General features: G+C 62.8%; 19 protein-coding genes. 3 read left to right on the top strand and 16 right to left on the bottom strand.

Features of this window, described 5'->3' with window-relative positions; translation table 11 throughout:
* Positions 1-175 precede the first annotated feature (175 nt).
* A complete protein-coding gene (locus ACT6VE_RS07620; protein WP_444798006.1) occupies positions 176-2,212 on the bottom strand; it encodes an oxidoreductase in 2,037 nt (678 codons plus the stop codon).
* Positions 2,213-2,357: 145 nt separating this feature from the next.
* Here ACT6VE_RS07620 and ACT6VE_RS07615 point away from each other — a divergent pair, with 145 nt between their 5' ends.
* Entirely contained in the window at positions 2,358-2,987 is a 630-nt protein-coding gene (locus ACT6VE_RS07615) for a TetR/AcrR family transcriptional regulator (RefSeq protein WP_444798005.1), read from the top strand.
* 26 nt (positions 2,988-3,013) lie between these two features.
* Here the strand turns inward: ACT6VE_RS07615 and ACT6VE_RS07610 are convergent, their stop codons facing one another.
* Positions 3,014-3,763 carry a sulfite exporter TauE/SafE family protein gene (locus ACT6VE_RS07610; RefSeq protein WP_444798004.1) on the bottom strand — a complete coding sequence of 250 codons (750 nt, stop codon included), beginning with the start codon at positions 3,761-3,763 and terminating at the stop codon, positions 3,014-3,016.
* A 97-nt stretch (positions 3,764-3,860) separates the two neighbouring features.
* On the opposite strand from ACT6VE_RS07610, the gene ACT6VE_RS07605 reads away from it, so the two are divergent.
* The gene (locus ACT6VE_RS07605; RefSeq protein ID WP_444798260.1) at positions 3,861-4,742 is read left to right on the top strand and encodes a LysR family transcriptional regulator; all 882 of its coding nucleotides are present in this window, start codon (positions 3,861-3,863) and stop codon (positions 4,740-4,742) included.
* Positions 4,743-4,781: 39 nt separating this feature from the next.
* On the opposite strand, the gene ACT6VE_RS07600 is transcribed toward ACT6VE_RS07605, so the two are convergent.
* The 4 genes from ACT6VE_RS07600 to ACT6VE_RS07585 form a co-directional block, all read right to left on the bottom strand.
* Positions 4,782-5,639 (bottom strand): ABC transporter permease, encoded by an 858-nt coding sequence (locus tag ACT6VE_RS07600; RefSeq protein WP_444798003.1) that lies wholly within the window; start codon positions 5,637-5,639, stop codon positions 4,782-4,784.
* Positions 5,636-6,517 carry an ABC transporter permease gene (locus tag ACT6VE_RS07595; protein ID WP_444798002.1) on the bottom strand — a complete coding sequence of 294 codons (882 nt, stop codon included), beginning with the start codon at positions 6,515-6,517 and terminating at the stop codon, positions 5,636-5,638. The genes ACT6VE_RS07600 and ACT6VE_RS07595 overlap by 4 nt, the downstream gene beginning before the upstream one ends.
* Positions 6,510-7,580, bottom strand: a complete 1,071-nt coding sequence (locus ACT6VE_RS07590; protein ID WP_444798001.1) for an ABC transporter ATP-binding protein — start codon at positions 7,578-7,580, stop codon at positions 6,510-6,512. The genes ACT6VE_RS07595 and ACT6VE_RS07590 overlap by 8 nt, the downstream gene beginning before the upstream one ends.
* 66 nt (positions 7,581-7,646) lie before the next feature.
* Positions 7,647-8,774, bottom strand: coding sequence for an extracellular solute-binding protein (locus ACT6VE_RS07585; RefSeq protein WP_444798000.1), 1,128 nt, complete (start codon positions 8,772-8,774; stop codon positions 7,647-7,649).
* A gap of 240 nt (positions 8,775-9,014) precedes the next feature.
* Between ACT6VE_RS07585 and ACT6VE_RS07580 the strand changes: the two genes are divergently transcribed.
* On the top strand, positions 9,015-9,944 hold the full coding sequence (locus tag ACT6VE_RS07580; protein ID WP_444797999.1) for a sugar phosphate isomerase/epimerase family protein: 930 nt from the start codon (positions 9,015-9,017) through the stop codon (positions 9,942-9,944).
* A 49-nt stretch (positions 9,945-9,993) separates the two neighbouring features.
* On the opposite strand, the gene ACT6VE_RS07575 is transcribed toward ACT6VE_RS07580, so the two are convergent.
* From ACT6VE_RS07575 to ACT6VE_RS07530, 10 genes are all read right to left on the bottom strand, one after another.
* Positions 9,994-11,439 carry an APC family permease gene (locus ACT6VE_RS07575; RefSeq protein WP_444797998.1) on the bottom strand — a complete coding sequence of 482 codons (1,446 nt, stop codon included), beginning with the start codon at positions 11,437-11,439 and terminating at the stop codon, positions 9,994-9,996.
* 78 nt (positions 11,440-11,517) lie between these two features.
* Positions 11,518-12,024, bottom strand: a complete 507-nt coding sequence (locus ACT6VE_RS07570) for a flavin reductase family protein (protein WP_444797997.1) — start codon at positions 12,022-12,024, stop codon at positions 11,518-11,520.
* A gap of 4 nt (positions 12,025-12,028) precedes the next feature.
* Entirely contained in the window at positions 12,029-13,372 is a 1,344-nt protein-coding gene (locus ACT6VE_RS07565) for a glutamine synthetase family protein (protein WP_444797996.1), read from the bottom strand.
* A 2-nt stretch (positions 13,373-13,374) separates the two neighbouring features.
* A complete protein-coding gene (locus tag ACT6VE_RS07560; protein WP_444797995.1) occupies positions 13,375-14,052 on the bottom strand; it encodes a TetR/AcrR family transcriptional regulator in 678 nt (225 codons plus the stop codon).
* Positions 14,049-15,341 (bottom strand): alpha/beta fold hydrolase, encoded by a 1,293-nt coding sequence (locus tag ACT6VE_RS07555; protein ID WP_444797994.1) that lies wholly within the window; start codon positions 15,339-15,341, stop codon positions 14,049-14,051. The genes ACT6VE_RS07560 and ACT6VE_RS07555 overlap by 4 nt, the downstream gene beginning before the upstream one ends.
* 3 nt (positions 15,342-15,344) lie before the next feature.
* Positions 15,345-16,655: an acyl-CoA dehydrogenase family protein gene (locus ACT6VE_RS07550; protein WP_444797993.1), complete on the bottom strand. Its 1,311-nt coding sequence runs from the start codon at positions 16,653-16,655 to the stop codon at positions 15,345-15,347.
* A gap of 22 nt (positions 16,656-16,677) precedes the next feature.
* The gene (locus tag ACT6VE_RS07545) at positions 16,678-17,727 is read right to left on the bottom strand and encodes a peptidase M29 (protein WP_444797992.1); all 1,050 of its coding nucleotides are present in this window, start codon (positions 17,725-17,727) and stop codon (positions 16,678-16,680) included.
* A 120-nt stretch (positions 17,728-17,847) separates the two neighbouring features.
* Complete coding sequence (locus ACT6VE_RS07540) at positions 17,848-18,588, bottom strand: amino acid ABC transporter ATP-binding protein (RefSeq protein ID WP_444797991.1); 741 nt, start codon at positions 18,586-18,588, stop codon at positions 17,848-17,850.
* Positions 18,585-19,559, bottom strand: a complete 975-nt coding sequence (locus tag ACT6VE_RS07535; protein WP_444797990.1) for an amino acid ABC transporter permease — start codon at positions 19,557-19,559, stop codon at positions 18,585-18,587. Before ACT6VE_RS07535 ends, ACT6VE_RS07540 begins: the two co-directional genes overlap by 4 nt.
* Positions 19,560-19,616: 57 nt before the next feature.
* Positions 19,617-20,450, bottom strand: coding sequence for a transporter substrate-binding domain-containing protein (locus ACT6VE_RS07530; protein ID WP_444797989.1), 834 nt, complete (start codon positions 20,448-20,450; stop codon positions 19,617-19,619).
* Positions 20,451-20,592 lie beyond the last annotated feature (142 nt).

The following is a 20,592-nucleotide window of genomic DNA, read 5'->3' as shown; positions in this document are numbered from 1 at the left end:
GCCAGCGGTCGATGACCGCACTGATAGGGTGGGCGTATCATTACGCCGCCCGATGGCGACTTGTACTGAAAACACCTTTCCAGCCGGGCCACTCCACATAGGAAACAGGCCAGCCTCTCCAAGAAAATCAAAGCCACATGCAGACGCCATCACAATGCGTCCCATTGCGCCAGCGTCAAAGATCCTTGGCAAGGCGCAGTGCATCGTAGATGGCCGCGTGCGTGTTGCGAGCCGCGACGGCATCGCCGATCCTGTAGAGCTGGTACGTGCCGTTCGGATTGCGCTCGACGGTCTGCGGCGCGCCGGACAACAGTTCGTCATAGGAAACCTCGCCGAGGTTTCTCGATCCCGGCTTGAGCTCGAAATAGAGGTCGTCCAGCGGGATGGTGCCATGGTTGACGACGATCTGGTCGACCACGCGCTGTTTGGCGACGCCGCCATAATCGCTGCCGACATGGGCGATGAGCTGGTTGCCGCTCTTTTCCGCAGCGTCCAGCTTGTAGGTGACGGTGAAGGTCGTATCGAGCTTCTGCAGCGAACGCATGTAGGGCACGAGGTTCATCGCCATGACTTCCGGGGCGAAAGCGCGGTCCGGCGTCATGATCTCGACCTTGCCGCCCGCCTTGGCGATGAACTCGGCCGCCTGCAGGCCGGCATGGTCGCCAGCATCGTCATAGATGAGCACGTTGGTGCCCGGCTTCACGTCGCCGGAGATGATATCCCAGGAAGAGACGACCAGCTCGTTGCCCTTGGTGAGCACATCCGTATGCGGCAGACCACCCGTCGCAATGATGACAACATCGGGTTTTTCCGCCGTGATTGCATTGGCTTCCGCCCAGGTGTTGAAGCGGAAGGTGACGCCGTGTTTTTCGCACTGGCGCATGCGCCAGTCGATAATGCCGATCATTTCACGACGGCGCTCGCTCTGCACCGTTAGGCGGATCTGGCCGCCGGGATCGTTCGCCGCTTCGAAAACCACGACCTCGTGCCCGCGCTCGGCGGAGACGCGCGCCGCCTCGAGGCCCGCCGGACCGGCCCCGACGACCACCACCTTCTTGCGCGTATCCGCCTTCGCAATCGTGTGCGGCATCGTCTCCTCGCGGCCGGTCGCCGCATTGTGGATACAGAAGGCAAGACCGCCCTGGTAGATGCGATCAAGACAGTAGTTCGCGCCGACGCAGGGACGGATATCGTCCTCGCGCTTTTCGATGATCTTGCGCAGGATATGCGGGTCGGTCATGTGGGCCCGCGTCATGCCGATCATGTCAACCTTGCCGGCGGCGATGGCGTGCCGCGCGGTCGCCACGTCCTGGATCTTCGCTGCATGGAAAGTCGGGAACTTGGTTGCGGCGCGGATGTCGCCGGCAAAGTCCAGATGCGGCGCGCTTGCCATGCCCTGGATCGGGATGACGTCGGTCAGGCCGGGATCCGTATCGATATGGCCGCGGATGACGTTCAGATAGTCGATCAGGCCGCTTTCCTTGAGACGACGGGAGATTTCCAGGCCTTCGGCCTTTCCGGTCCCACCGGGAAGACACTCATCGGCCGTGTAGCGCACACCGAGGATGAAGTCGTCGCCGACCCGTTTGCGCATCGCCTTGAACACGTCCAAACAGAAACGCATGCGATTGTCGAGCGAGCCACCATAGGGGCCGTCGAGCTCGTTGGTAAGCGGCGAGGTGAACTGGTCGATGAGATGGCCATAGGCCTCCAGTTCGACGCCATCCATGCCGCCGGCCTTCATGCGCTCGGCCGCATCGGCAAAATCCTTGATGATGCGCTCGATGTCCCAATCTTCCAGCTTCTTGGGAAACGCCCGGTGCGCCGCCTCGCGATGATGCGACGGCGCGACGACGGGCAGCCAGTCACCCTTGTCCCAGCGCGTACGGCGGCCGAGATGGGTGAGCTGGATCATGATCGCCGCACCCTCTTCATGCACGGCGTCGGTCATCTCCCGGATCCACGGAACGATCTCGTCCTTGTAGGCGAGCAGGTTGTTGAAGACCGGCGGGCTGTCTTTCGATACGGCGGCCGAACCCGCTGTCATCGTCAGCGCCACCCCGCCCCTCGCCCGCTCCACGGTATAGGCACGGTAGCGGCCTTTCGGCATGCCATCTTCCGGATAGGCCGGCTCGTGCGACGTGACGATGATGCGGTTGCGGAGGGTCAGATGCTTCAGCTGGTAGGGTTGAAGCAGGGGATCGTTCGACATGCGACGGCTCCGGATCGAGGGATTTTGGCGTGACGGTAGGCGGGAATGTACAGTAGTGTCAATATTTGAAAACGGCGTAGTTTATAATATCGACACTACTGTACATTCCCTTGTGGCGACGCCAGGGTTTTGTTAGGAAGCAACCATGGAACAAGCGACGATTGACAGCGGATGGCGGGGCTCCCAGGAGGCATGGCTGGACGCGGCCTACGACGCCCTGCTCGATTCCGGCGTGGATTCGGTCAAGATCCTGCCGCTTGCAAAGCGGCTCAATCTCTCCAGGACCAGTTTCTACTGGTTCTTCAAAGACCGGGAGGAACTGCTCAGCGCGCTGATTGCGCGCTGGCGGGAGAAGAACACCGGAAACCTTGTGAAGCAGGCCGGAGCCTATGCGGAATCGCTCGCCGAAGCGATGCTGAACGTCTTCGACTGCTGGCTGAACAAGGAGTTGTTCGACTCTCAGCTCGAATTCGCAGTCCGCAGCTGGGCGCTGCAATCGCCGGAAATCCAGGCGGAAGTCCATGCGGCCGACCAGACGAGAATGGACGCGATCGGCCGCATGTTCATGCGGTTCGGTTACGATGACGGGGCAGCGGACGTTCGCGCGCGAACGACCTACCTGGTGCAGATCGGATATATCTCCATGCAGTCTACGGAGGATCTCGCGCTCCGCATGAAGCGCATTCCGGAATATATCGCGATCTATACCGGCCAGGCTCCCCAGCAGCGGGAACTCGACCGTTTCTTTGCGCGACACGGTTATAAACCGGAGTGAGGATCGCTCGCGAGGTCGCGAAGGCCTCAGCCGGCAAAGAGCGGCCGAAGCGCCATTTCACATCCAAGCAGCAGCAGGCAGACGAGGAAACCACGCCGGAAGGCCGATGGACTGATCCGCTGGCGGATCGCCTGCCCGACCGCCATGCCGATCAGAGCCGGGACGACGGCGAGAAGTGAAGGAACCAGGTTTTCGGCGGGCAGCGCACCGTGAAATCCGAGCGCCAGGGCAAGGGCGATGGTGGAGACGGTAAAGGACAGCCCGAGCGCCTGGACCAGCTCTTCCTTTTCCAGGTCGAGTGCCTGAAGATAGGGCACGGCTGGAATGACGAAGACGCCGGTGGCGCCCGTCACCAGACCCGTTACGAGGCCAACTAAAAGCGATGCGACGGGCTGCCAGGACGCCGGTATACGCCTTGGAGCTGCGCAAAGCGTATAATAGGCGGCATAGGCGACGAGGGTGAGGCCAAGCACGACCGTGGTGCGACCGGAAGCACCGCTCGCAAGCAGCGTCGAATCGGCGAAGGTGCCGACAATCACCGCGGCCATCATCGGCCACAGCCGTCGCAGGAGTGGTTTGAAGCGAGGGCCGGTCAGCAATTGCCAGACATTGGTGACGAAGGAAGGCACGAGCAGCAATGTCGCGGCCGTCAGCGGCGACAGAACCGCCCCCAGCACGCCCATGGCGACGGTCGGCAGGCCCATGCCGGTGATGCCTTTGACGATGCCGGCAAGAAAGAAGGTTGCGATGATGATGACGATGTCATTCTGATCCATGCCGGGAGCTAACGGCCTGCCGGGGCCCGTCACAAGCAGGAAGATCCAGCACCAGCCTTCGGTTTATCCGAAAGCTGATTTGTGTTACGCCCTGAAAATGCGCTTCGACCTTGCCGACCTGCGTCTCTTTCTGGCTATCGTGGAGGCCGGCAGCATCACGCATGGCGCCCAGACAGCAAACCTGTCCGTGGCCGCGGCCAGTGAACGGCTGCGCGACATGGAAGCGTCCGGTGGCGTGCAGCTTCTCGAACGCGGACGCCGCGGCGTGACGCCCACCCGTGCCGGTGACACGCTTGCGCATCACGCCCGCCTCGTCCTGCACCAGGTCGGCACCATGCATGTCGAAATGTCCGAACACGCTCGGGGCCTGCGATCGTCGATCCGCATCCTGGCCAATACGGCCGCCATCACCGAGTTCCTGCCGGAACGCCTCGCGCCATGGTTAGCGGCCCACCGACAGGTCGATGTCGATCTTGCCGAGCGGCCGAGCCGCGAGACGATTGCCACGGTCGCTCGCGGGGCCGCGGCATTTGGCATCGTCTCCGACGCCGTTGATACGGCCCCACTTGCCACCCTGCCCTTTGCCGTGGATCGCCTCGTCGTCGTGCTGCCGCGGGACCATCCGCTGGCGCTGCAAAAGCAGATCGCCTTCCCTGACATGCTCGGCGAAGACTATGTCGGCTTCGCGGGTGCTCTGCAGGATCATATCGACCAGCAAGCTCTGCGTATTGGGCAAAAGCTTCACCCACGCGTGCGCCTGCGCACCTTCGAAGGGATCTGCCGGCAGGTGGCTGCGGGCGTCGGCTTCGGCATCGTTCCGGAGGTCGCCGCCCGGCGTTGCCGCCGCAGCCTGCCGATCGCTTGCGTGCGGCTGAGCGATCGCTGGGCGGCGCGGCGGCTTCTCTTGTGTTTCCAGGAAACGCGACCGCTAGATCCAGCCGCCCAGCAACTCCTCACGCATCTGGCGGCGAGCGGCTGACCTTCCACAGCGGGTCGTGTTAAATCCGTCGAGCGGGTCTCAAGCCCGGGATGCGCTCGACTGCCGTCTTCGTGCAAGCTCATAGGCAACCGCCGCGAGGACCGTCGCAGCGATGAGCACGAGCCCGAGAGCGTTGACCGCGGGTGTCAGCCCGGTGCGCACCTTCGTCGCGATGTAGACCGTCAAAGGCGTCTCGGTGCCGCGCACGAAAAGCGTGGTGTTGTAGTTCTCGAAGGATTGCAGGAAGGCGATGCAGGTCGCGGCCAGAAGCGACGGCTTGAGATAGGGCAACAATATGCGGCGAAAGACCACGATGCGGGATGCGCCGAGATCCACGGCAGCGTCCTCCAACGTTCGGTCGAAGCGCTGCATGCGGGCGGCGACCATGAGCATCACATAAGCGGAAATAAAACTCGATTGCGCCAGGATGATCAGCGCCGTGCCGCCGCCGACCCCGACCTGGCGCCAGAGCACCAGCGTCGCGATGCCGATGGCAACGCCAGGTGTGAGGAGCGGCGAGACCATCACGGCATAGAAGAGGCTTCGCGAGCGGTCCTGAAGGCTGTTGAGGAAAAGGGCCGCCGCAGTTCCGACGGGCAGGGAAATGGCAATCACGCCCAGGCTGATGAGAATGGACAACCGGAGAGCCTGCCACATGGCGCTATCCGCCCACAGCGCCGAAAACCAATCGAGCGTCGTCCCAAGCCAGGGTGCGACCGTCGGGAACTTGCTGGTGTTGAACGTCGCCGCCGCCATCACCAGCAGCGGCAGGAACAGATAGGCGAAGAACAGCACCATGTAGATGGCGAAGATCACCTTTGGCAGGACGCTTGCGAGGGCCGCCAACCCGCTCGTCGAGGGTGCTGCACCCGCGGTGGCCTTATAGGAAACAGTCATTTTGCCACATCCGCGAGGTTGACCCGGAAAATCCTGAGCGCGGCCATCACGACAGCCATGCAAAGCGCGAGAAGAACCAGCGCATAGGCAGCACCACGGTTCCAATTGCCGCCTTCAAAGAACCAGTTGTAGATGATCTCCGTGAACCACCGGCTACCCGGCGCGCCGAGAAGCGCCGGCGCCACGTAGCTTCCGGCCGCCAGCATGAAGGTGAAGACGCAGCCCGTCGCGATGCCCGCCTTGGCATGCGGGATGACGATTCTGCGATGGATCTGGAGTGTCGAGGCGCCAAGATTGCGGGCCGCCTCGACCTGCGCCGAATCCAGCGTGCTGATGGAATTGTAGACCGGAAACAGCATGAACAGGATGTAGGCATAGACCATGCCCGCCAGCACCCCGACATCGCCGAACCAGCGCACCGGCGCGTCGATTACGCCGAGCGACGTGAGCACGACATTGAGCGGCCCGTTGAAGGCGAGAAGGATGTACCAGGCCAGTGTCCGCAGCACCTCGTTGATCCAGAACGGGATGATCAGCGCGACCGTCACGAAGGCGACGGCCTTGCGCTGGGCAACCTTGGCCAGCCAGTAGGCCATGGGATAGGTGACGACGAAGGTCGCCGCCATGACGAGCGCGCTCGCCCAGATGGTCTTCAGGAAGATGCCCCTGTGAACGGGATCGGAAAAAAGCGCGGTAAAATTGACCAGCGTGTAGCGATCGTCCGGGCCGCCGATCTGCGCTGGCATCAGGTTGGGCCGCAACGAGAAATCCAGCATCATAAGGTTAGGCGCCAGAACCATGCCTAGCAACCAGGTTGCGACACAGATCAGGATCACGCTGCCGAGGCCGACGCCAAATCGCTGAAACAGGCTATGCATGGGCCAGGACCAGCGCCTGCGAAGCGGCAAAGGACAGCCGCACATTGGTTCCGGCCGTCGGTGCCTCGGCAAGCCGATGGTGCGGCAATGCCGCCGCCAGCCGGTATCCGCCGTCGGTCTTGGCGTGCAGCATGGCGGTCGCACCTTCGAATTCGAGCTGCTCGGCAACGGCGTGCAGGCCATTGGCATCGGCCCCCGCCGAAAGCGAGATCGCTTCGGGCCGTACATAGACGACTGCCTGGTCGCCGACCTTGAGTCCGACGCTGCTGCGCCCCGTGAATAGGCCATGGGCGGTCTCGATTGCGGCCATGCCATCGGCGAGGCGCTCAACGCGGCCGGGGAACTCATTGGTTTCCCCAACGAACCGCGCGACGAAGGACGTCGCCGGATTGGTGTAGAGTTCGAGCGGCGGCGCAACCTGCTGCAAGACGCCGGCACTCATCACCGCGACACGATCCGACATGGCAAGCGCCTCGGACTGGTCGTGGGTGATATAGATGAAGGTGACGCCGGTGCGCTTCTGCAGGCTGCGCAATTCTGCGCGCATGTGCTGGCGCAATTTCAGGTCGAGTGCCGAAAGCGGCTCGTCGAGCAGCAGCACCTGGGGTTCGACAGCCAGCGCGCGGGCGATTGCAACGCGCTGCTTCTGCCCACCCGAGAGTTCATGCACCATGCGCTCGCCATAGCCCGGCAGGGCAATGAGTTCGAGCAGCTCCTCTGCACGCTTTCGCCGTTCGGCCTTGCGCACACCGCGCACTTCCAGGCCAAAAGCGATGTTCTCCCACACCGGCATGAGGGGAAAGAGCGCCAGCGACTGGAAGATCATCGAGGTCGGCCGCTGGTCGGCGCCGATGCCGACCATGTCACGCCCACCGATCAGGATCCGGCCGCCCGTGGGCTGCATGAAGCCGGCAATCAGTCGCAGGATGGTCGTCTTGCCGCAGCCGGAAGGGCCAAGGATCGAAAAGAACTCGCCGCCCTCTATGGCAACGGAGAGTTTCTCGACCGCGCGGGCCTTGCCGAAGGTCATTTCGACATCGATCAGTTCGACAGAACGGGACATGCAGGACTTCCTTGAAAAAGAGCGGCGGCGGGATCCTGTCCCGCCGCCCAATGTCCACAGACGGGCTTAAGCCGAGAGGAACTTGTCCTGGTACTCGTTGCGCAGGGCGACGAACCAGTTTTCCTGAACCGGCCACCACCACAGCTTTTCGAGCGCGTCGCCCGGATAGGCGGCGGCGAAGAACTTCTGCGACGCTTCGGAAAGGAACTTTTCCGCGCCGACCGCCGTCGTGTTGATCGAGGTGTGGTTGGCATAAAGCGCGCCGGCTTCCGGCGTCAGCACCCAGTTCAGGAAGGCATAGGCCTGTTCGACATTGGCGGCGCCAACGGGAATGGAAACACCCTCCATCCAGGTCAGTGCGCCTTCCTTCGGGGCCACGAAGCCAACCGGCAGACCTTCCTTGGCGAGACCGGCAGCGGACGAATCCCAGGTCTGGCCGATCGTCACGCCGTTTGCGCGGAAAGCGCCCTGCGCTTCGTTTTCATTCGACCAGAACTGCGCGATGTTGCCCTTGTTCTTGATGGCTTCGGCGAGGATGGCGTCGTAGTTCGCCCGCATCGTCGCTTCATCCTTGAAGCTGTCGCGCATCGGCTTCGGCAGCTTGCCCTGCGTCTCCAGCCAGAGGCCGAGACCGACGAGACCGGAATGGCCGCGAACGGTTGCCTTGCCGGCCATTTCCGGCTTCCAGATATCGCCATACGAGGCGGTGCCGTATTCCAGTGGCGTGGTGTTCTTGTCGAAGGTGATTGCTTCCGTGCCCCAGTCAGTCGGCACCTGGTAGCGTTTTCCGTCGATCACGGCGCCCAGCGTTTCCGAACCTTTGAGGGCGCTTGCCAGCACGCGATCCCACAGGACCTTCTTTTCGTCGATCGGCTGGATGAGGCCGAATTCGACATAGTTCGGCACGCGGTCGACGGCCGGCCAGATGACGTCGTAGCCCGAGCCGTTGCTGGCGCGCATCTGGTTGAGCAATTCGTCGTTTGTGCCATAGGGCGTGTAGACCGGCTTGATGCCCGTGTCCTTCTCGAACGCAGCCAGCATCTCGTCGGAAATGTAGCCGGCCCAGGCGAAGATATTGACCGAGCCGGGCGAACCGGCGGCAAATCCCGTGCGGGAGACAAACGGTGCTGCCAGGGCAAGGCCGGCCGCCGCCATGGTGCCCTTCATCAGGATGCGTCGACTAACGTGGGTCATCGAAAGGTTCTCCTTTTCGGCGCCACTATCGGCCGCCGTCAGGGCACCGCTCATAGGGCTGGTCTGTGACAGGTATGCGAAGGATTCCGCGCCAGAAGCAGCTTCCGCCCCACCTGGCACGGCGCGAAGGCAAACTTCATCGAACGGTCATCCGTCTGTCGGCTGACTGACACATTCGCTGACTAGCGGGAGGGGCATCCGGGCAGGTTCATGCCCAAGTCATCAATGAGGTTCGCTGTCATGTTTTCCAATGGCGTCAAAGGCATCGGTATTTCCGCGCACAAGAGGGCGCATGATCTTTCGGACTTCGGGGCGGAACTCGACATGATCGAAGCGCTTGGCGTGGACTCGATCGAGATTCCCACCTTCGACCTCGATGTCGTCGTCGGCGGGCGGGTCCGTCGCCCCCAGCTCGCAAGGCTGCTCGACGCATGCCGCGGCCGCGGCGTGCTCTATTCGGTGCATGGCCCGCTCGCCATCAACTTCATGGACGAGGCCTGGCGCTTGCCACGCCATTTCGAGGTGCTGGAAGCATCGCTGGAAGTCGCCGCGGAAATCGGCGCGGAGCACTACGTCATGCATTCCGGGCTCGCACCGCGCCAGCAGGCCGCGGGCACGGAAGCTGCCTACGACCGGCAGCGCGAAGCGCTTTCACGGGCCGGGGATATGGCGCGGCAACACGGCCTGATCCTGTGCGTGGAAACGCTGTTTGCCGACTACAAGGGAGATGGCTACGCCTCGTCGCCGCGGCGCCTGGCGAAAGAACTTGCCACCATTGCGCATCGGCACGTCATGGCAACCATCGATTTCAGCCACTCCTATCTCAAGCTCGACTTCGACGGTGACCGGGATCGTTTCGTGGATGAGATCGCCGCCCTGGCGCCCTATGCCAAGCACCTGCATGTCCATGACAGTTTCGGCCGTCAGGACGACATATGGATGTATACCGAAGGCGAACGCCTGGCCTACGGCCACGGCGATCTCCACCTGCCGGTCGGGTGGGGCGACATTCCCTGGCAAGCCCTGATGGCCGAATGCAGGTTCCCCGAAGGCACCCTGTTCAACATCGAGCTCAATGAGCGCTACTGGTATGCGGCGACGGAATGTGTCGAAGCGACGCGCGGTCTGGCGCATACGGCGCAAACCGCGCAAGCCTCCATCGCGGCCTGACGTGGCCGGTCTCTGGAACAGACCAACCACGCAAGGGTAACGCCTGTTTCTAGCCGGCGCGGTTCTGCCCCATGCGGGCATAGGCAGCCGGGTTCGTGGCCTTGAGCCTGCTTGCCATCGCGAAACCGATAAGGCCGGCAACCGGGATCAGCGCTGGCAGGATGATGCCGAGCGTGCCGCCAGCCGTCTGGGTGAGGTCGCCGAAGTTGATGAAGATATAGACGAACAGCGCCGCCATGATGAGGCCCGACACGGCCGGCAGGACGAGCGTCGTCAGGGGTGGATGCGTGCCGGGCGTCTTGCGGAAGAAGACGATGACGGAGAGCGACGTGATGGTCATCATGCCGAGCACGCCGAGCGTGCCGACCTGGCTGATCCAGGTGAACATGTTGAGCACCGGATCGAGGCCGAGGCCGGCGAAGACCGCAAGCACGACAAGCGCCATCACCGTCTGCACGACGGACCCGACATGCGGGCTCTGATGCGCATCGTGGGTGCGACCGAAGGCGGACGGCAGCAGGCCTTCGCGGCCGGCCACGTAGCTGTAGCGGGCGATGTAGTTGTGGAAGGCGCTGATCGCGGCAAACAGGCTCGAGACGAGCAGCAGGCCAGCAATGGCCGGAACCGGCCCGCCAACATAGGTGCCGGCAAGATCGAAGAAGAACGAGGTCGGGTCGGGCAGCGCGCCGATCGTCGGCACAAGCTTGTCGGCGCCGACGCCGACGATCATCAGCCATGTCGTGAAGACGAAGAACAGACCGATCATCAGCACGGACAGATAGGTTGCCCGCGGAATGGTCCTTTCCGGGTCGCGCGCCTCCTCGGCATAGATTGTCGTCGCCTCGAAGCCGATGAACGAGCCGAGGCAGAACAGCACGGCGGCGGTGAGTGAACCGGAGAACATGGCCGTCGTGTCGAAGAAATTGAAGGAGAGGCCACCTGCCCCACCCTTTGCCAGAATGGCGAAATCGACCAGCAGCACGATCAGATATTCGAGCACGACCAGCACGATCATGACCTTGGCGGAGAGATCAACCTGACGGTAGCCCAGGATACCGACGAGGGCTATGGCGATGAGGCTCCACAGGTACCACGGCAGGTCGATGCCGAAGCCGGCGAAGACGCCGCTTGCAATGCCGCCCAGCAGGCCGATCAGGCCGAACTGCATGGCGTTATAGGCCACCAGCGCAATGATGGCGACGGCGCCGGCCATGCGCCCGCCGAGGCCGCGTGCCGCATAGGCGTAGAAGGCGCCGGCATTCGTGACGTGGCGCGACATCGCCACGTAGCCGGCCGAAAAAGCCAGCATGATCAGCGTCATCAACAAAAATGTTGCCGGAATGCCCGTGCCGTTTCCGAGCAGGAAGGAAATCGGCACGGCGCCGGCGACGCCCGTAAGCGGTGCTGCGGCCGAGATCACCATGAAGGTCACGGCGATCAGGCCCAGCGAATTTCTGCGGAGTTGGTTTGCCCCCGCTATTGTCACGTCAGTCATTGGTCTCTCCAGTTTTCGTTCCCCAATTCGCCGGCTCACCCCGCCGGCATCCGCAGCCCTTTTCGTTTTTGTTGTGCGCTACGACAGTTGAACGGCCCGGTGATAGGCGCGATGGCCGTAGAGCAGAGAGGCCGGGTTTTCCGACAAGCGGACGTCCATGACACGCCCGATAATGATGTGATGCGTTTCCCAGAGCACAGAGGTTGCGACTTGGCACTGGAAGCTTGCCGTCGCGCCTTCCAGTGCGGGCTGCCCAAGCTTTCCTGATGACCAGGGCGTGCGCTCGAAGCGCTCCGCATGTTCGCCCGCCGAAAGCCGACCGGCGAAGAGATCGGACACCGGATGCTGGTCCTCATGCAGGAGATTGGCGCAGAAGGCGCGGTTTTTCAGGATCGCCGTGGCGACCGGGCTCATATGGTGCAGGCACGCGAGCAGCGAGGGATGGTCGCCATCGGCAGAAACCGAGGTGAGCGAGCTGATCGTCACGCCGAAGCGCCCCGCCTCGCCGTCGGTGGTCACGACAGCGACGAACGTCGCCGCGCGGCTCATGCCTTCGAGGAATTGTACGCGAAGCTCTGGTTTCATGGCACTACCCCAGGTCAAAGAAGCGTTGCAGTTCTACATCGGGTACTTTCTTGCAGAATTCGTCATGCTGGCTCTGTCGGCTGGCGGCAAAGGCTTCGACAAAGCGCTCGCCAAGCCAGTCTTTGGCAAAAGCAGAGGTCCGAAGCCGGCCGATCGCCTCGGGCATGGAGCGGGCGAAATCAGGGCCCTCGCCTGCCTGCACATAGCCGTTGCCGATCACTTCCGGCTCGGGCTCGATTCCCTCCATGATGCCGGCAACACCGGCCGCGACGGTCGCGGCGACCGTCAGATAGGGATTGGTGTCTGCGCCGGGCAACCGGTTTTCGACGCGAAGCGACCCCGCATCGTGCCCGACGACGCGGAAGCAGGTCGTGCGGTTCTCGAAACCCCAGGTCAGGCCGGGCGGGGCGAAGGTACCGGGCGCAAAGCGGCGGTAGGAATTCACCGTCGGCTGGAAGATCAGCGTCATGTCGCCGATGTAGCGTTGCAGACCGCCGATGAAGTGCCGGAAGGTTTGCGACATGCCGTTCTTGCCGGCGGGATCATGGAAGACCTTTCTGCCCTCCCCGTCGGTGAGGCTGACATGAAGGTGGATCGACTGGCTGTCGGCAGTCTCCGTCCAGCGCGGCATGAAGGTGACGCATTTGCCCTGGCGCTGCGCGAGTGCGCGCACGAAATTTTTCAGGAGGACGAGTTGGTCAGCAGGCTCCAATCCCGTGCCCGCGGCAATGCAGGCTTCGAGGAAGCCACCGCCGATTTCCTCATGCATCTTGGCGAGGTCGATCTTCAGCGGCTCGCAGATTTCGGCCAGCGCCTCGTACCATTCCGTCTGCTGCACCTGGTAGAGCACGAGGTCATGGCTCTTGTGCAGCGTCGCCGTCTTGAGATTGCGATAGCCCTTTTCACGCGCGCTTTCCGGCGTCTCATCGAACAGCGTGTATTCCAGCTCCATGCCGTAACGCGGGGCATAGCCGGCCTTCCCGGCGCGGGCCAGCACGCGCTTCAGCAGCGAGCGCGGGCAAAGTTCTGCAGTGGCACCGCCATAGTTGGACAGCACCAACAGGTCATGCCCGGGCTTCGACCAGGGCAGACGCCGCACGGTGGAGGGGTCCAGCACCAACGGATCGTCGTGGAAATCCGATGTGTCATCCGAGACGCCGGGAACATTGAGAACGACATCGGTCGGATCGAGTGCAAAGGTGACGGGAGACATGCCCATGCCGCTGCGCGCTATACCGGCCAGCGAGCGGACCGACACCATCTGGCCGCGAAGCAGGCCGTTCGTATCGGTCATCGCGACGGTAGCGAAGCGGCTTTGCGGGTCGGTGATGTAGGCGTCGAGGGTCATGGTCACTCCGTTTCGGTGGCCGGCGGCGGCTTGAGGGATGAGAGGACGGCGAGGTCTTTTTCTGAAGCGGTGGAATAGGCGCGCAGGAACACGCCGAGCCCGTTGCGGATGTAGCGTTCAATGGTCGCCCGATCGGGCACGGCATCGGGAATGTGCAGCGCCTTGTTGCGTGGTGCCGAGAGGATAAGGCCCCAGAGGTCTTCTGCCGCGAGCTCGGCATCGTCAAAGACGAGCCGGCCGGCCCCGCGCTGCCGTTCGAGATAAGTGATCATGCCGGCGAGCACCCGGTCAGGGCCCGACGCCTGATAGGCGCGGCCGACATCCGGCAGGCGCTGCGCTTCGCCGATGATCAACCGGGCGAGGTTCAGCATGTCCGGTCGCAGCACCACATCGGCGTAGTGCCACGAGAAAGCATAGAGCTCGGCCACCATGCCCGAGGCGGAGGGATACTCGAAGGATTCGAGCATGTGGTCCCGTTCCTGGGTCATCATGGCCGTGAAGAGCTCGTCTTTCGACGGAAAATACTGGTAGAGCGTCGGCTTGGTCAGCCCCGCCTCGGCCGCGATGTCGTCCATCGAGGCGCTGACGAAGCCCTTCTCCGAGAAGATCTTGAGCGCTGCGTCGAGGATACGGCGTTCGCGAAGGATGCGGTTCTGCTGGCGTTTCGGAAGAGCTGTCATCGCGCGGCCTCCGACAGGAATTCGCCGAGCACCCTGTTGTAGGCGCCGGGACGCTCGACATTGCAGACATGCCCGGCGTCCTCGATGACCTCGAAACGCACACAGGCGCGCGGCACCGCTTGCGCGATCCGGTTGGCAACGCCCCGGATCTCCTCGGGGGCAGCAAGCCGGTCGAACCGACCCGTCATCATCAGCACCGGCATGGTGAGCCGGGAGAAATCAAAACGCTCCGGCGGGTGGGTGAAACAATGGAGCGCATCGCGATAGGTCGCAGCGGGAATGGCCGCCATGGAAGTGAACAGCGCATGTCGCACTGCCTTATCCGCATTCGGACCTGCCAGGACATCCACGACCGCAGGCGCAAAATCGGTCGGCCTCTTGCCTGCATCGAGCGGCACTTCCCGCGCCGTTCGGAACGCCTCGCGTTCCGCCGCCTCGGCCTCAGACATGCCGGTGCAGCCGCCGGACAGGACGAGGCCCGCCAGCATGTCCGGATGACGCATGGCGAAGGACGTCGCAATCCAGGATCCATAGGAGAGACCGCAGAGCACAAGGCGCGCCGCGCCAAGCGTCTCGACGACACGCAGGATATCGTCGCAATACTCCTCCACCGTACTTTGCGACGGGCCGAGCCGACTCTCGCCGTAGCCGCGCAGGTCAAGTGACGCAGCCCGCAGGGTCGGCGCGACCGCATGGAGCTGGGCCAGCCAGTTCGTCCGCGCACCGCCTATGCCGTGCAGGAAAAGCACCAGCGGACCCGGCCTTTGCGGCGTGACCGTCAGCGCCAATTTCGGCGCACCAGCAATGAAGACGGTTTCGAGTGCTGCGTCTCGCTGCTCGACAAAGGGAACATCATCCGAGGCCGATGTCCCGGCAAGGTCGTCGAGAGCCGCTATGCCCATCTCGAAGATCGCCTTCGTGCCGGCGGCGATGGCCGGAGCGCGGTCAGCGGAAGCGGAGAGCCGTGCCGACCACTCGATGCGGCTGCCCCCCGTTTCGTCGGCAAAGACCTGTAGTCGGGCATCGTAGCGCTCCGCGCCCGCAATGCCTTCAAGATGCGTGTAAGCGAGCACCCGGTCGCTGTCCGAGCGGTAAGTGAGCTGCTCGCGATACAGCGTGTCCTCGCCCTTCGCGGTGAAGGCGCGGATAAGCGCGCCGCGCGCATCACGCTCCGTGCGCATTTCCGCGATCGCCGGATGCCACGCGCCGCAGAAATTGCCGACAATGGCCCAGACCTCGGCAGGTTCTGCCGCAACATGCCCGATGACCTGAACCTGCTCCGTCGCCATGTCTCAGCGAAGCCCCTTGAGCGTGCCGCCCGAACCTCGCCACAGCGAAGAGCGCGCACCGCCCTCGTCGCCGGGCGCCTTGTCGAGTTCGTCCGTGTCATAGAGCGTGAGGACGGAAAGGTAGTCCTCCATGATTTCGGACGTGTAGGGCAACATCAGCGCCCCGCAGCGACTATCGCGATACATGCGTTCCAGCGGCAGGGTTTTCAGCATGGATTGGCCGCCGCAGGTCCGGATGGCGAGCGCTGCGATCTCCTGCACGCCTTCCATGACAGTGTACTGGGCGGCGTACATGCGCAGCACCTGCGCCTTGGTCGGAAACCCCTGGGCCTCCATGAAAGCCTGCCACCACAGCGCCCGCATGGCGGCGAGCTGGGTGTACATCTTGCCGACGGTGATGCGCTTCGTGCCGAACATGCGCCGGTCAGCGGCCGGCTGGCCGGGCACCTCGCCGCGCAGATAGGCGACCGTGAAATCGAAGGCGCCCTGCGCCACGCCCATATAGGTGGGCGATAGCGTTGCCATCATGTGCGGCCAGTGCGGCAGGGTCTTGATGAAGATGCCGCGCGGCATCATCAGGTCGTCCTCGGTGACGAAGACATCCTTGAGCACGAGGTCACGGCTGTTGGTGCCGCGCATGCCGAGCGGATCCCAGCTACCGGTGACCGAGAGGCCCGGCACATCCTTGTGCACGACGAAGATCATCGTGTCCTCGTGGCGTGGCTCGATGCCCTCGAAATGCTCGGTGCAGACGATGGAATAGTAGTCGCAATAGCCGGCAAGCGAGGCAAACTTCTTGAAGCCATTGATGCGCCAGCCACCATCGACCTTGCGGCAGGCAGTCTGCGCCGGCTTGGAGGTCCAGTTCTGCCCGGCCTCGGAAATCGGCTGCGAATAGATGCCCTGTTCCTTGACGGCACGACGGAACTGGCGTTCGCGCAGCGGGGCGAAGGCGGCCCGATCCTCGTCCGTCAGATTGGGCAGCTCATACATGAACCGTGACCACATCATCGAGGAGTTGTGCATGTTGAAGGTGAGTGCGGTGGCGCCGCAATACTTGCCGATTTCCGCCCCGACCATCGCATATTCGCCGAGGCTGAAACCGTGGCCGCCGAACTCCTTGGGAACCGTCAGGGTGAGAACCCCCTCGGCGGCCAGGTCCTTGTAGTTCTCGACCGGAAAGGACGCTTCGTCGTCTATTCCCTTGGCGCGCGGCGCAAAGCGTTCGCGGCCGAGTTCGTTGATCCGGGTGAGAACCGCCAGCACGTCGGGCCGGATGCGGGAAAGGTCGTAGTAGTCTGCAGGTTCGCTCATGATCAGTCCTTGTCAAATCCGGTCAGAGAACGAGGTCGCCCTGGAGACGGCCGTCCCTCACAACGGCAACGCCATCCAGCGCGATCGTGCACTTGCGCATCGGCAGGTCGAAATGCCCTTCGGTGAAGCGGCCGGCATATTGGTTGGCGCCGGTCGACCAGAGGAAATTGCCGGCCCAGGCACGGAATTCGACGGCCTGCATGTCGCGCTTGTCGTAGAGCGCGCCGGAGACCCAGCGGGCGGCCGGGTTCATGCCCCAGCCGACATGCGAGAACCCGTAGGCGAGCGGGTCCTCCCAAGCTTCCATGTAATCGCGAAAGAGTTCGGCATCCAATCCGTCACCTTTGATTTCCTTGACGAAATCGTTCTCGACGGTGAAATCGATACGGCTGGTCAAATAGCTTTTGAAGGTCAGGTTCATGTCGCCGACGTCCATGACGATACGGCCATTGACGGTGCCCGGACCCGGGAATGCGAGGCAAAGGCCGCCCGGCCAATGCGCGACAGCTCCCGGCGCCGTGCCGAAACCCGGCGTTCCGCCGCAGGGCGCGTCCGTCAGGTCGATGACGAGGTCCGTTCCGGCCGCAGAGGTGACGCGCATTTCCTTCGCCTCGCGCAGCATCTGGATGCCGAGCGCCACCTTGGGGCCGAGTTCCGCCTTGGGTTCGCAACGCTCGAGGATTTCCGGATGCTCGTTGCAGATCACGAGGATGCGCGCGCCGGCCGCTTCAATCTCCGGCCATTCGGCGGCATGGATCATGCCTTCCACCGTGCAGTCGACGATCACATCGCACTGCTTCATGGCTTCGATCGCCGCACGGTTGCCCTGGATGGCGAGCGACGTACCGGTGGACTTGACCGGTACAGGCGCCGTCTGCCGCGGCGTCGGCATGGTGATCATGCAATAGTCCGCGCCGAGATCGTGGCAGGCGAGATCCGCCAACTGGACCAGCACAGGCCGCGACTGTGTCTCCGCGACGATCGCCACGCGCGTTGCGCGGCCAATTCCATTGAGCACGAATACGCGCCGGAAGCAGGCAAGCCACTTCCCCTCAATGCGCTCCTGCAGCATTGACTTCTCCCAGATTTGAATCGCCCCTCAGCGATTTCTTTACTTATGAGTAAAGAAACTGTTTGAAGTCTAAAATTTTGTCAAGAGATAATTCTAGGCCCGGGAAACGGGCACTCCGCCTCAGTGTTTGAGGATCTGGCTGAGGAAGAGCTTGGTGCGCTCGTGCTGCGGATTGTTGAAGAAGTCTTCCGGCTTGCCCTGCTCGACGATCTGTCCGGCATTCATGAAAATCACCCGGTCGGCGACCGCGCGGGCGAAGGCCATTTCGTGGGTGACGCAGACCATCGTCATGCCCTCCCGGGCAAGGTTCGTCATCGTCTCCAGCACCTCGGAGACCATTTCGGGATCGAGCGCCGATGTCGGCTCGTCGAACAGCATGACGGCCGGCTGCATGCAAAGCGAACGGGCGATCGCCACGCGCTGCTGCTGGCCGCCGGAAAGCTGCACCGGATATTTGTTCGCCTGCTCAGGAATGCGCACGCGCTCCAGGAATTGCAGCGCCGTCTTGCGGGCCTCCGCCTGGGAAACGCCCTTGATCCACATCGGCCCGACCATGCAGTTCATCAGCACCGTCATGTGCGGGAAGAGGTTGAAGTGCTGGAACACCATGCCGACGTTCTTTCGCACCGCGCCGACCTCACGCATCTTGTCGTGCAGGGTGATGCCGTTGACGACGATGTCGCCCTGCTGGTGCGCCTCCAGCCGGTTGAAGCAGCGAATGAGCGTCGATTTTCCCGAACCCGATGGGCCGCAAATGACGATGCGCTCGCCCTTTTGCACGGTGAGATTCACATCGGTCAGCACGCGGAAGGCGCCGTACCATTTGGAAACGTTGCGCACGTCGATAATCGTGTCGCTCATCGCACTTTGCTCCTCGCGTAGTGGCGCTCGATGCGCGACTGGATGAGTTCGAGTCCAATCGACACGATCCAGTAGAGCATGGCTGCGGAAATCAGCATTTCCATGTGCTGGAAGCTCTTCTGGCCGAGCGTGCGTGCCAGGAACATCAGTTCCCAGACCCCGATGACCGAGACGAGCGAGCTATCCTTCAGCATGGAGATGAATTGGTTGCCGGTCGGCGGAATGATGACGGGCAGCGCCTGCGGCAGGATGATCTTGCGCATGGTGACGCCGAATCCGAAGCCGATGGAGCGCGAGGCCTCCCACTGGCCGCGGTCGATGCTCTGGATGCCGGAACGGAAGATTTCCGTCATATAGGCGCCATAGCAGAGTGAGAGCGCCAGGATACCGGCGGGCACCGCATCGATGACGAAGCCGATCTGCGGCAGGCCGAGATAGATGAGATAGACCTGCATCAGGAGCGGCAGGCCGCGGAAGAACGACGTGTAGAAGCTCGCAATCGCATAGGCAAAGCCATTGGTCGACAATTTTGCGACCGCACCAAGGACGGCGATGGCCGACGCGATGACGATCGAGATCGCGGAGACATAGATCGTCGTGAAAAGGCCCTGCGTGACGAGGAAAGGCAGCTTCTCGGCCATGAACGGCAGGCTGAGATTGAAGGTCGCGAAAAAGGCGAGGAAGAGCAGCAGCAGCTCGGACCAGACGACCGCGACCTGCACCTTCAGCGGCGCAAAGCCGATCAGCACGATGTTGAAGCACAAGGTCACAGCAATGACGAAGGCGATGGCAAAACGGCCGTATGCACCGCTTTCGGCGGGATCGCCGATCACCGGTCGCATCAGGTCGCCAAGCGATGTTCCCGTCAGGTCGAACGCAAGAAAGATGGCGAAAACCACCGCGAACAGACCGGCGACGAACCAGGGCTTGTGGACAAGAACGTCGGATTCGACGGTATCCGGATACAGCATCTCCGCTCCTTCAGGATTGGGCGCGACCCGGCAAGCCGGACCGCGCACCGGTGGATGTTACTGGGTGACCGTGTAGTCGACGCCGTACCACTTGACGGACAGCTTGCTCAGCGTGCCATCCGCCTGCATGGCCTTGACGGCCTCGGCGATCTTTGTGCTCAACTCCGTGTCGCCGTGTTCGACAGCGACCGCCAGCGGCTCGAAGAACACCGGCTTGCCGAGCTGCTTGATCGGATAGCCGGCCTTTTCAGCATCGAGGATGCTCGGCAACGAAGAAACGACGGCGTCAAGACGTGTGCCATCGCCAAGGCGCAGGTCATCGAAGGCGGTCGTCGTGTTGGCGTAGGATTTCACCTCGCTTGGCTTGAACGCGTAGGTGAAGGCCGGCGCACCGGCGGCATCCAGCGTCAGGTCCTGGTTGGCATAGGCCTCGAAGGTCGAGGTCGCCGTCACGCCCACCCTCTTGCCCTCGAGATCCTCCAGCTTTCCAGCCTTGCTGTCCTTGTACACGGCGACAGCTGCGGGGGTGTAATAATAGACGGCCGGGAAATCGAAGAGTTCGGCGCGTGCCTTGGTCGGCGTCATTGACCCGACATGCATGTCCCAGCGGCCCTGCCACTTGCCGGCGGTGATGATGTCCCAACCCGGCGTTACGAATTCGACGGAAACACCGAGATGCCTGCCGATCTCCTTGGCGATATCGATGTCGAAGCCATCCATCTCGTTCTTGTCGTTGACGAAGGACTGCGGCGCCCAGTTGGCGTCGGTAGCGATCTTCAGCGTCTTGGCGGCGAGCACGCGGTCCAGCACTTCGCCGGCCTTGGCGGGCACGGCGGCAAGCGAAAGAGCAATGGAGGCGGCGAGTGCCGCAACTGTCGAAATTTTCATCATGTGTTGTTCCCTCTGTCTATTGTTGCTTCGTGGACGGCGCGGCTTCCTCTTCCCGCCGTTGTGAATAATCTTGCGGCCTGTGGCCGATCCGGTCTTCCGGCGTTCCCAAGCAGCGCCTGCCGCCGGGCTCCGCCGAAATGAC

Origin of the sequence: Shinella sp., from assembly GCF_052438155.1 — a bacterium.
Classification (GTDB): domain Bacteria; phylum Pseudomonadota; class Alphaproteobacteria; order Rhizobiales; family Rhizobiaceae; genus Shinella.
Note: the sequence above shows the minus strand (reverse complement) of the source record. Positions and strands in the feature narration are given on the sequence as shown.